This window comes from Falsihalocynthiibacter sp. S25ZX9 (assembly GCF_041205405.1).
Lineage (GTDB): Bacteria > Pseudomonadota > Alphaproteobacteria > Rhodobacterales > Rhodobacteraceae > Falsihalocynthiibacter > Falsihalocynthiibacter arcticus.
In genome coordinates this window covers 192,959-204,683 of the sequence record NZ_JBGFCD010000005.1, presented here as the reverse complement: position 1 = coordinate 204,683, position 11,725 = coordinate 192,959, and the positions used below count along the sequence as shown (strand labels likewise).

At 52.9% G+C, this 11,725-nt stretch carries 11 protein-coding genes; all 11 read left to right on the top strand.

Annotated elements, in window-relative coordinates; translation table 11 throughout:
• Positions 1–4: 4 nt before the first annotated feature.
• The 11 genes from AB9F29_RS08045 (at position 5) to AB9F29_RS07995 (ending at position 11,724) form a co-directional block, all read left to right on the top strand.
• Complete coding sequence (locus AB9F29_RS08045; RefSeq protein ID WP_335583664.1) at positions 5–916, top strand: sugar ABC transporter substrate-binding protein; 912 nt, start codon at positions 5–7, stop codon at positions 914–916.
• A 73-nt stretch (positions 917–989) separates the two neighbouring features.
• Positions 990–2,015 carry a zinc-binding alcohol dehydrogenase family protein gene (locus tag AB9F29_RS08040; protein WP_369755253.1) on the top strand — a complete coding sequence of 342 codons (1,026 nt, stop codon included), beginning with the start codon at positions 990–992 and terminating at the stop codon, positions 2,013–2,015.
• A gap of 1 nt (position 2,016) precedes the next feature.
• Positions 2,017–2,796, top strand: a complete 780-nt coding sequence (locus tag AB9F29_RS08035; protein ID WP_369755252.1) for an SDR family NAD(P)-dependent oxidoreductase — start codon at positions 2,017–2,019, stop codon at positions 2,794–2,796.
• 14 nt (positions 2,797–2,810) lie between these two features.
• On the top strand, positions 2,811–3,482 hold the full coding sequence (locus tag AB9F29_RS08030; protein ID WP_369755251.1) for an RraA family protein: 672 nt from the start codon (positions 2,811–2,813) through the stop codon (positions 3,480–3,482).
• 320 nt (positions 3,483–3,802) lie between these two features.
• Positions 3,803–4,369: a helix-turn-helix domain-containing protein gene (locus tag AB9F29_RS08025; RefSeq protein WP_039003891.1), complete on the top strand. Its 567-nt coding sequence runs from the start codon at positions 3,803–3,805 to the stop codon at positions 4,367–4,369.
• Between the two features lie 85 nt (positions 4,370–4,454).
• Complete coding sequence (locus AB9F29_RS08020; protein ID WP_369755250.1) at positions 4,455–5,657, top strand: glycine C-acetyltransferase; 1,203 nt, start codon at positions 4,455–4,457, stop codon at positions 5,655–5,657.
• Positions 5,654–6,697, top strand: coding sequence for an L-threonine 3-dehydrogenase (gene tdh, locus AB9F29_RS08015; RefSeq protein ID WP_369755249.1), 1,044 nt, complete (start codon positions 5,654–5,656; stop codon positions 6,695–6,697). Before AB9F29_RS08020 ends, tdh begins: the two co-directional genes overlap by 4 nt.
• A 23-nt stretch (positions 6,698–6,720) precedes the next feature.
• Complete coding sequence (gene thrC / locus AB9F29_RS08010; protein WP_369755248.1) at positions 6,721–8,133, top strand: threonine synthase; 1,413 nt, start codon at positions 6,721–6,723, stop codon at positions 8,131–8,133.
• A gap of 108 nt (positions 8,134–8,241) precedes the next feature.
• The gene (locus AB9F29_RS08005) at positions 8,242–9,162 is read left to right on the top strand and encodes a LysR family transcriptional regulator (protein ID WP_369755247.1); all 921 of its coding nucleotides are present in this window, start codon (positions 8,242–8,244) and stop codon (positions 9,160–9,162) included.
• A 204-nt stretch (positions 9,163–9,366) separates the two neighbouring features.
• On the top strand, positions 9,367–10,407 hold the full coding sequence (locus tag AB9F29_RS08000) for an amino acid ABC transporter substrate-binding protein (RefSeq protein WP_039003887.1): 1,041 nt from the start codon (positions 9,367–9,369) through the stop codon (positions 10,405–10,407).
• A 99-nt stretch (positions 10,408–10,506) separates the two neighbouring features.
• Positions 10,507–11,724, top strand: coding sequence for an amino acid ABC transporter permease (locus tag AB9F29_RS07995; RefSeq protein ID WP_369755246.1), 1,218 nt, complete (start codon positions 10,507–10,509; stop codon positions 11,722–11,724).
• The last annotated feature ends 1 nt before the right edge of the window (position 11,725 follow it).

Here is an 11,725-nt window from a genome sequence, read left to right as displayed (position 1 = left end):
AACTATGAAACGAACAACCCTAAAAGGCCTCGTAACTGCCGCAACACTGACGGCGGCAATGTCCAGTGCGGCCATCGCTGCCGATCTTAAAATTGCCTATACGGGCTATTCTACGGACAATACCTTCTGGATCGGAGTTGCGAATTCCGCAGCGGCGACAGCAAAAGAAATGGGCGTTGAGCTGATCGACATGACAGCCTCTTCCCCCGATGCCGCAGCTCAAAAAGACGCCGTAGATCGCGCTATCAATATGGGCGTCGACGGTATCATTATTGGTGCAGTTGATAACCGCGCCTTTGATGCATCCCTTGATATGGCTGCGAAAAAAGGCATTCCCGTCGTTGCTGTTGATACCGGAATTGAGCATGAGCACGTTAAGAGCCTCGTTCAAACGGACAACTTGGCAGCGGCTGGAATTGCCGGTGAATATATCGTTAACAATATTGGTGAAGGGTCTGTTTTGATCCTTGGCGGTTCAGCGGGGCACCAAACTGGTAACGCACGTCGCGACGGTGTTCTTACGGCTGCCGAAGCTGCGGGCCACGAAGTTATCTTCCAAATCTGCGATTGGCAGGACGCTTGTGCGTATGAAACCACAATCAACTTCTTGCAATCCAACCCAGATATCCGTGCGATTTTCGGCGCATGGGACCCAGGCGCACTTGCCGCGGTTTCCGCAGCAAACGAGCTTGGAAAATTGGACGATCTGGTCATCGTTGGATTTGACGGCAACCCTGCCAACTTGGCCTCCATCGAAGCCAACGAGCAAAGCGCTACTATCAAGCAAGACAACGTCCGGATGGGCGCTGAAGCTGTTGCCAATGTTATTGGTCTGATCAAAGGCGAAGAAGTTCCAGCGTTTACGCCAATCGACGGAATTTTGATCACGTCCGACAACGTTGCAGAATTTAAATAACTCTGAAAATCGGGCGCCCAGAAGGATTTTGGGCGCCCACTCCATTTTAAGTCATTGGGAATTAGGTCACGTCATGAGAGCTTTGGTAATCGAAAAAATTGGACAGGCCGGGTTTCGTGAAATCGACGCGCCCCAACCCAAAGCGGATGAAGTGCTGATTGATGTTAAGCATGTGGGGCTGTGTGGGAGCGATTTGAACACATTTCGTGGCACCAACCCCCTCTCAAAATTACCCAGAATCCCGGGGCACGAAATTGGCGGTGTCATTCGCTCTGCAGGTTCCGAGGTCCCCATTGAATTTTCCAACGGCGCATCGGTCATTGTCATCCCCTATTCGACCTGTGGTAAATGCTCTTCCTGCCTGAATGGCCGCGAAAACGCGTGCAAATATAACGAAACACTTGGGGTTCAAAAAGACGGCGGGATGTCGACCAGCATTGTGGTCCACCATGACCGTTTGATCCGAAATGACCAAATGCAACCTGCGCATCTTGCCTTGGTGGAGCCGCTGTCTGTTGGCTTTCATGCCGTCGCCCGTGGTCGAGTAAGCGCCAAGGATACTGTCGTTGTGTTGGGGGGCGGCATGATCGGCGTTGGCGCGATGCTTGGCGCAAAGGCGCGCGGCGCGCGGGTTATTGCTGTTGAAGTGAGCGAAGAAAAACACGCACCCCTTCTTAAGCTCGGCGTCGATCATGTGATCAACCCGACGAAAGAAGATCTGGAAAAAGCCCTAGCCACGCTAACAAATGGCAACGGAGCGGATGTCGTGGTCGAGGCCGTCGGGCTTCCCGAAACTTTCCGCGCGGCGATTGATTTGGTCTGTTTCTCTGGGCGCGTTGTCTATGTCGGCTATGCCAAATCAGAAGTCAGCTACAACACATCCTTGTTCAACCTCAAAGAGCTCGACATCCTTGGCTCCCGCAACGCCACGCGCACGGATTTTGACGCTGTTATCGCCTTTATCTCTGGTCAAGAGGAACTGGCCTCAAGTTTGATTTCGCGCGTATTCGCATGGGCAGAGGCCGATCTGGCTTTCGAATATTGGGAGGCCAATCGCAACAAGACCTTCAAAGTAATGATTAATCTGGCAGATGGCTGAAATGACCAGCACCAGTTCGCTTGAGAGAATTTACAGCCTTAAAGGACGAACTGCGTTGGTCACGGGCGGCGGCACGGGGCTTGGTAAGGCGATCGCCACCTGCCTCGCACAGGCTGGCGCAAAGGTCATTATCGCCGGACGCCGTGCGGAGGTTCTTGAACTCGCATGCAAAGACATCGGGCACGGATGCTGCTCCCTGCCTCTGGACTTGGAGAAAACTGACACGATTGCTGCCTTCGCACAAACTCTCGCAACCCGCTTTGGCCCCGTCGATATTTTGGTGAATAATGCGGGAAATACGGTAAAAAAGCCGTTTGAGGAGTCCTCTCTGGAGGATTTCGACAGCGTGTTCGACGTCCATGTGCGCGGCGCGCTAGAACTTACCCGCGCCATTATCAAGCAAATGTTGGCGGAGGGGCGGGAGGGGTCAATCCTGTTTACCTCTTCCATGACGGCCTATATCGGCCAGCCGATGGTGTCGGGCTATACTATTTCAAAAACCGCGATTAATGGCGTCGTTCGGGCATTGTCCGCTGAATTTGCGGGCCGTGGAATTCGCGTGAACGGGGTCGCTCCCGGATGGATCGACACAGAGCTTTACAGGGCGGCGACCAAAGGCGATGCCGCCCGCCAAACCAAGATCCTGAGCCGTATCCCAATGGGCAAGCTTGGCGATCCTGAAGATATCGGTTGGTCATGTGCCTTTCTTGCCTCGGCGGCCGCCAAATATGTTACGGGCCAAGTTATCCTAGTGGATGGCGGCGGCGCGACAGGTTTTTAGTTTTGGAGTTTGAAATGAGTGATTTTAAAAAGTTTAAAGAAATTGAAGATCGGTTGTTCACCGCGGTTATCGGCGACGTTTTGGATGTTTTGGGCTATAGAAATCAATTCCTGCCACAGCCGATCAAACCCCTCGTTCCGGGTAAAAAACTCATTGGACGGGCGATGACTGTGCTGGAGGCCGACTATCCAGCAGGTTCAGGACGAGGACCATTATCCGACCGACCTTTTGGCCTTTTGTTCGAAGCTTTGGATGATCTCAAAGAGGGCGAAATTTACATCGCAACGGGCGCTTCCTTTGACTACGCGCTTTGGGGCGGATTAATGTCGACACGTGCAACTTATCTTAAGGCCGCGGGCGCGATTTTGAATGGCTTCATCAGAGATTGTGATGAAATTAAAAATCTGGAATTTTCGGTATTCTCGCGTGGTTCCTACGCTCAGGATCAAGGTGTGCGCGGGAAAGTCGTCGACTATCGTGTTCCGATTTCCATCGAGGGCGTTCTTGTCCATTCCGGTGATCTGATCGTTGCGGATGATGAAGGGGTCATCATTATTCCTGCGCAAGTTGAAGATGAGGCCATCGCCGCCGCATTGGAAAAAGTCTCTACCGAAAATGAAGTGGCAAAGGCCATTCGACAGGGCATGTCGACCAGTGAAGCCTTCGAGACTTTTGGGGTGATGTGAGCGAATAACTCACATGGATGGTTGGCGGACCGAAATCTGAATGCGCCTTGCCAGCACTTGGCGTCTTTACTCGACGCATCATTTGAAGAAATTTTCTCCTCGGCAATTTTTAACCAGAGTGAGGTCAATCCCTCAGAAGCCACGCGCTCAAAATAGCGCAATTCTTTGGTTAAGGGGTAAAGGCAGGATGACAATTTAAGGGTGGGGCAGTAGACACGAGGCTCGCTTCAGGTTTCGCTCGCCCCAAGAATGCATTAATATGGCGAGTAATCCACGCGAATGAGTTGTCTAAAACCTTTACTGCGAGAGGCATTCTGAAAATGTCGTCAAATCACGAAATTACACTCCGTTTGGCGAGTCGTCTCAAAGATGAGCGCAAGGAGAAGGGATTGAGTCTGGATGCATTGGCCAAACTTTCTGGTGTATCCCGATCTATGCTGTCCCAAATCGAACGCGGTGAATCCAGCCCGACGGTTGCGAGCCTTTGGAACCTCACGCGTGCTTTGAACGTTGATTTTGCGGAACTGCTCGATGAGAAAAGTAGCACAATCGGTCCCATCCTTGATGTGGTGCGGGGCGAAAGTACGCCCGTTATTCACAACAAAACCGCGCGCTGCTTAATCCGAATACTGAGTGCGCCAGAAGATGTTGGCGACACCGAAGTATATGATATTCATTTCGAAAAGGGCGCGAGCCTGGATAGCTCCCCCCACAAAGCGGGCTGTGTGGAATCCCTAACCGTGCTTGAGGGACGCTTGGAAGTGACGACGGATGATCAAAGCGAAAACGTGACAGCAGGGGATACAATTCGCTACGTGGCGGATAAGGAACACGCCATTCGCGCGCCCGAAAAGTCTCGGGCAATATTGGTGGTAAAAAACGCCTAAGTTTTGGAGTGTTGCAAAATAATCCGGTATATTGACAATTCATCCCGTATAATGGATATTGATCCGCTATAAGGGAGACGCGCACATGACGAGCCAATTCTTAGACTACATCACCACAACTCTGGAAACCATTCAAGCAGAAGGCTTGATGAAGCGCGAGCGCGAAATCCTCTCTCCCCAGAGCGGCACCATCACAGTAGGGCATTCCGGAAAAGGCCCGACCCGCATGGTGAACCTATGTGCAAACAACTATCTGGGATTAGCCGACGACGCCCGACTGATATCCGCCGCCAAAGCGGCGATGGATAGCCACGGATATGGCATGGCCTCGGTGCGCTTTATTTGTGGCACGCAGGACATTCACCGTGAACTTGAACAGAAGCTCGCCAAGTTTCTTGGCAAAGAGGACGCCATCCTTTTCGCGGCTTGTTTTGACGCGAATGGCGGCTTGTTTGAACCCCTTCTTACTGCTGATGACGCGATCATATCCGATAGCCTGAACCACGCTTCGATCATCGACGGGGTGCGCCTCTGCAAAGCAAAACGCTATCGCTACGCCAATTCCGATATGGGGGACTTAGAGGCGCAGCTTAAACAAGCGCAAAGCGACGGTGCTCGGTTTATCATGATCGCGACGGATGGTGTGTTTTCCATGGATGGCTATCTTGCCAAGCTTCCCGAGATTGTGACGCTTGCCGAACGTTATGGCGCGCTGGTGATGGTGGATGATTGCCATTCCACTGGGTTCATGGGGCCTGACGGCGCGGGGACGCCATCGCATTTCGGTGTCGATGTGGATATCCTGACAGGTACGCTTGGTAAGGCGCTTGGCGGCGCACTGGGCGGTTACATTGCGGGACCACAGCAGGTCGTTGACCTGTTGCGGCAACGGGCACGCCCCTACCTATTCTCCAATTCGCTGCCGCCTGCGATTGTTGCTGCGGGGATCGAAGCCTTGCGGATCGTCGAGGAGGGGGCTGACCTCAGGGCCAAGTTGTTTGAAAACGCCGACTACTGGCGCGCAGGCCTCACATCGCTTGGATTTAACCTCCTTCCGGGCACACACCCGATCATTCCTGTGATGCTCGGGGAGGCCCAGCTTGCCCAAGATATGGCGGCGCACCTAAATGATAACGGTGTCTATGTTGCAGGTTTCTTTTTTCCGGTCGTGCCCAAAGGGCAGGCGCGCATTCGCACACAGATGAGCAGTGCCTTAACGCGTGACGACCTCGATTTTTCGCTGGAGGCCTTTAAGAAGGCAGGGCGCGCGACAGGAGTATTGGCATGACAAATCTCATGAAGGCACTGGTGAAAGCAAAGCCGGAACAAGGCTTGTGGATGGAACGCCACGCCGTGCCTGAAATTGGCCCAGACGACGTTCTGATCCGGATTAAAAAGACCGGAATTTGCGGTACTGATATTCATATTTGGAATTGGGATGAATGGGCGCGAAAAACAGTGCCAGTCCCCATGATTACAGGGCATGAATTTGCCGGTGAGATCGTTGAACTGGGCAAAAACGTCTCGGACCTTGAGCTTGGGCAAAGATGCTCTGGCGAGGGGCATCTGATAGGCAAAAACAGCCGCCAATCGCGGGCGGGCAAGTTCCACCTTGATCCCAGTACGCGCGGCATTGGCGTGAATGTGCAAGGCGCGTTTGCGGAATACCTATGTTTGCCCGCCTTCAATGTTGTACCCCTTCCGGATGATATCAGCGATGATATCGGTGCCATTCTCGACCCGTTAGGCAATGCTGTGCACACTGCGCTGTCTTTTGATTTGTCGGGTGAAGACGTCTTGATAACTGGTGCGGGCCCCATTGGCATCATGGCCGCGGCGGTTGCCCGTCATGCGGGCGCGCGCAATATCGTTATTACCGACATAAATTCGGATCGGCTCGCCTTGGCTGAGAAGGTCGCAGATGTGGTGCCGGTGAACGCGGCAACTGAGGACCTGAAGGACGTCATTACGCGGCTAAAAATGCGCCAAGGCTTTGATGTTGGGATGGAAATGTCTGGAAATCAGGCCGCGTTGGACCAAATGGTAGACGCCATGGTCATGGGCGGGCGCATCGCGCTTTTGGGCATTCCATCTAGCAAAGCGCCCTTCGATTGGTCTCGCATCGTGTTCAAAGCAATCACTATTAAGGGCGTCTATGGCCGTGAGATATTTGAGACATGGCACAAGATGATTGCGATGTTGCAAAGCGGGCTTGATGTGAGCCGCGTCATCACGCATCGCTTTCCTGTTGATGAGTTTAGAACCGGCTTTGAAACCATGAAGGCAGGTTCAAGTGGAAAAGTAGTCCTCGACTGGACCGCCTCCTAACATTTTCCGAAAAGGGTAGGGATATGGACTATATCAGCACGCGCGGAAGCGCACCAATACTGACGTTTAAAGAAGCCTTACTTGTGGGGCTTGCAGAGGACGGAGGTCTTTATGTTCCCCAACACTGGCCGAAGTTCAGTGCCGAGAAAATACGGTCGTTTCGAGGCATGCCGTATACGGACGTTGCATTCCACATCATCAGTGCCTTTGTCGACGGGGAGATCGAAGACGCACTTCTGCGCAAAATGATCGATGAAGCCTATGCTACGTTTCATCATCCTGCGGTGGTTCCTTTGGTGCAAACCGGTGCGGATAGCTGGGTGCTGGAGTTATTCCATGGTCCGACCCTCGCCTTTAAAGATGTTGCGATGCAAATTCTGGCCAAGTTGATGGACCACATTTTAACCGAGCAAGGGCGGCGTCTTACCATTGTCGGTGCAACGTCTGGCGACACAGGTGGCGCCGCGCTTGAGGCCTTCAAAGACTGCGAAGGGATCGACACATTCTTTATGTTTCCGAGTGGCAAGGTTTCGGATGTTCAGCGTCGGCAAATGACGACCATTGGCGCCGCAAACGCCCATGCAATCGCAATCGACGGATCGTTTGATGACTGCCAAAGCATGGTCAAAGCAATGTTTGCGGACCACGGGTTTCGGGATGCGGTGCAATTGTCTGCTGTGAATTCGATCAACTGGGGGCGGGTCATGGCCCAAACGGTGTATTATTTCACGGCCGCCGCTGCCTTAGGTGCGCCAGATCGCGATGTATCCTTCACCGTTCCGACCGGAAATTTTGGCGATATCTTTGCGGGGTATGTGGCAAAACAAATGGGGTTGGGTATTGATCGGCTAGTGATTGCGACCAACGAAAACGATATCCTGAGCCGCACGCTGGCGAGCGGTTCCTACACACTCGCCGAGGTTGAAGTTACCATCACGCCGTCGATGGATATTCAGATCTCATCAAATTTTGAGCGCCTTTTGTTTGACGCTGTTGGGCGAGACCCGAGTGTTGTTAAAAATCTCATGTCGGATTTGAAAGACAACGGGGATTATGCGCTCCCTGAAAGCGCGCATCGCTTTGTGACGGAACTTTTTAGTGCAGGTTCCGCCAGTCAGGCCCAAACCCTAGAAATGATGGGCGAGGTTTACAATCGGTCAGGATACCTTGCGGACCCGCACACGGCGGTGGCAATGCGCGTTGCAGAGCAAGCTGTTGATCAGACCACGCCAATGGTCACCCTTGCGACCGCGCATCCCGCCAAATTCCCTGATACAGTGTATAAGGCAACGGGGCAGTCGGTAAGCGTGCCCGATTGGGCCACGCAAAGAGCGCAGAATCCGGAAATCCTAAGTCTGATCGAGAATGATCTTGCCGCAGTTGAGGCCTTCATCATCGACAAATCGCGCATTGGGTCTGGTCGCAACGCCGATTGAAATTCGCATTGCCAGTGTGTCATGTTCTTGTCGTACAAAACGCGCTAAGGTCCGTTTGAGGGAACGCTATAAGTTAAGCAGAGCATCCAGCGGAAAGAAGGTAATTTCTTGGAAATTAAATGGCTGGAAGATCTTTTGGCACTTGCGGCCAGTGGCAATTTTCGCATCGCAGCCGAGCAACGTAACGTCTCGCAACCAGCATTCAGCCGCAGAATTCAGGCGCTTGAGGCGTGGGTTGGAACCTGCTTGGTTGACCGAAAAAGCCAGCCTGCATGTCTAACGGATGCTGGGGCAACTTTCGTTGTTGTCGCTCAGACAATCGTCAGCGCCGCCTATCACTCGCGCGAAGACATTTTGGCCAAAGTATCGCTTGAGAAACAGAAAATCCGGTTCTCGACGCTCAGCACACTGGCCCAGTATTTCATGCCCGCGTGGCTAAAAGACCTTCAGCCGTTTATTGACACCGATCAGTTTGTTGTGCGCACCGATTTTGAAACAATTCCGCAGTATCTTGTAGGGCTTGAAGAAAACGTTGTGGACCTGTTTATCTCCTATGAGAATCCAAACGCAGGGTTTTACAGCGACCCCAAAAAGTTTACCTCGCTCACGTTGGGGCAGGAGGCCTTGGTGCCAGTCGTCGCCCCTGATGCCACTGGCGCGCCGCTTTGGTGGCTGCCGGACAGGCCGACGGATTCGGTCCCCTATCTTCATACCGCGTCGTCGCTCTCCCTCTGGCCAGTCGCGGGGCATCTTGAGAAACACTATGGCGATTTAACGTTCACGACGGTCTATGAAGCCTGCATCGCGACAAGCGTGAAAGCCATGGCGGTTGAGGGCTATGGTGTTGCTTGGATACCCCGCTTTATGGTCGCAGATGACTTGGCGAATGGGCGCCTTGTGCGCGCCGCAGGTATTGCCGATGACATTATTGTCGACATCAATATCTATCGTTGCAAGGATTTCAACGAACCAAAAGTCGCCGCGTTCTGGCGGGCCTTACTTGAGAAGCAGGTAGGGTCTGCGGCTTAATCCTAACAAGGCCTAACTTTCCTAAGGATCTTGCGGAATGCGCGCGTCATGCGGCATGGCGGGCTTCTTCATTTCCATAACATTACTGCATTGCGTCATGGGTCGATGCGTTTCCTGCATGAGGCGCGCTGACATCGGCATTGGACGGCTTTGCCGTAACGCCAATACAGTCCAACAAAACGCAACCAACTCGGAGAATACGGAATGAAACGAAAATCTCAAATTGTGACGCTTGCAGCTCTAAGCACAGTTGCCGTAATGGGCGCATCTGTTGCCTCGGCTGAGAGCACTTTGGAAATAGTCAAAGAGCGCGGAAATCTGCGCTGCCAGGTTGGGCCGCCGTCGGCAGGATATTACAATCTCGACAGTGAAGGCGTTTGGTACGGGCTTGACGTTGCGATGTGCAAAGCCGTCGCTGCCGCCGTATTCGGCGATGCCACAAAAGTGGAAATCCAGTCGGTGTCGAGCCAAGCGCGGTTTACTGCATTGGCAAATGGCGAAAGCGATATGTTGTCGCGTACCGCCACATGGACGCTGTCCCGTGACACCCAGTTGGGCATCGATTTTCTGCCGCCCAACTTCTATGATGGACAGGGCTTTACCGTTCGTCGCGATAGCGGCATTACCAGTGCGCTGGAGCTGAAAGGCGCCAAGGTTTGCGTGACCACCGGTACCACTAACGAGTTGAATTTAACGGACTTCAGCCGCACCAACGACCTTGGCATCTCAAACGTTACCTTTGAAGACTTCAACGTTCGCGACGATACCTACCTGAATGGTGGCTGTGATGCGGTGACGGGTGACAAATCCTCGATGGCAGGCAATATCGCGTCTTTCCCAGTTCCTTCTGATCACATGATCTTGCCTGAAACCCTGTCAAAAGAGCCGCTTGCGCCTGCGGTACGTCATGGCGACAACCAATGGGCCGATATCGTGCGCTGGAGCGTTTTCGCGCTGATCAACGCCGAAGAATTGGGCATTACCCAAGCTAACGTCGATGAAATGCTGGCCACGTCGACAGACCCAAATGTTCTTCGCATGCTGGGAGCCGAAGGCAATCTGAACGAAGGTTTAGGACTAGAGCCTGATTGGGCCTACAACATCATCAAACAGGTCGGCAATTACGGCGAACTTTATGAGGCCTACATGGGCGGCGGCGAGCTGGGCATCGGGATCGACCGTGCCGGTACGCTTAACGCGCTTTGGACGGATGGCGGGTTAATGTATTCGCCCCCCATGCGCTAATAAATAGAGGGGGACTCCGGTGGATTTCATCGGCGTCCCCTCCTACTTCCATACCCACTTCTAACAAAAAAGATTGCAGAAACCGCAACGGGGACACACATGAACAACGCCGCACCAAAGACGGGTTTAAAGCGCGCCAAGCCGAAAGAGACCTTCGACTTTTTCCACGACGCACGCGTTCGTTCCGTCTTTTACCAACTTGTTACCGCTGGGTTGTTTGGCTTGTTGATGTGGTATCTTATCACCAACACCTCCCAAAACCTTCAAGCGCGCGGCATGAGCACGGGCTTTGGTTTTTTGAACACGTCGGCCGGTTTTGATATTGATTTCAAACTGATAGACTATGCGCCGGGCAAGGGAACTTATGGCCGGATCTTTGTGATCGGGGCGCTCAATACCTTGCTCGTATCCTTTATGGCAATCATTCTCAGTACAGCTTTGGGGTTTTTGGTGGGCGTTTTGCGGTTGTCAAATAACTGGCTGGTGTCAAAGGTCGCCCTGTCATTTGTTGAAATCTTCCGCAACACGCCGCTGCTGATCCAGATCGTGTTTTGGTATATTGGTGTGTTTGCTGTGTTACCCGCGGTCAAGCAAACGATTGACCTTTCATTGGGTGCCAAGATGCTGCTCCTGAACAATCGTGGGCTTTATATGGCGACGCCTATTATCGGCGGGCTGTTCTGGATGACCCTTCTTGCACTCGGCGTTGCGCTTGCGGGCGTATATATATTGCGACGTCGTGCGCGCAAATTGCAAGAGAGCAGCGGCAAGCAAACCAAAACGCTTATTCATTCGCTTGGATTGTTGGTTTTGCTGCCGAGTGCCGTATTTCTCCTAACGGGCAGACCACTTAGCTGGGATATGCCAACGCTTCAGGGCTTCAATTTTACTGGCGGAACCAGCTTGCCTCCCGCCTTTCTCGCGTTGATTGTGTCGCTGAGCATTTATCACGCGGCGCAAATCGCCGAGGCCGTAAGGGCCGGTATCTTGTCGGTGAGTAAGGGGCAGAAGGAAGCAGCCCTTTCGATTGGCCTAAAACCTGGTCGGGTTATGGCCATGGTTGTCATCCCACAAGCGATGCCCGCAATTGTGCCACCCATGATTTCGCAATGGATGACCACGGTGAAAAATTCGTCGTTGGCCATCGCCATTGGCTATGCCGATATCGTTTCCCTCTTTATGCAGACCACGCTGAACCAAATTGGCCATGCCGTGGAGTTGGTCGGGATGACGATGGCGTTCTATATGGTCATCAGCCTGTCGATTTCCGGCCTCCTGAACATCTATAACAAACGTGTACAGCTGGTGGAACGTTGAT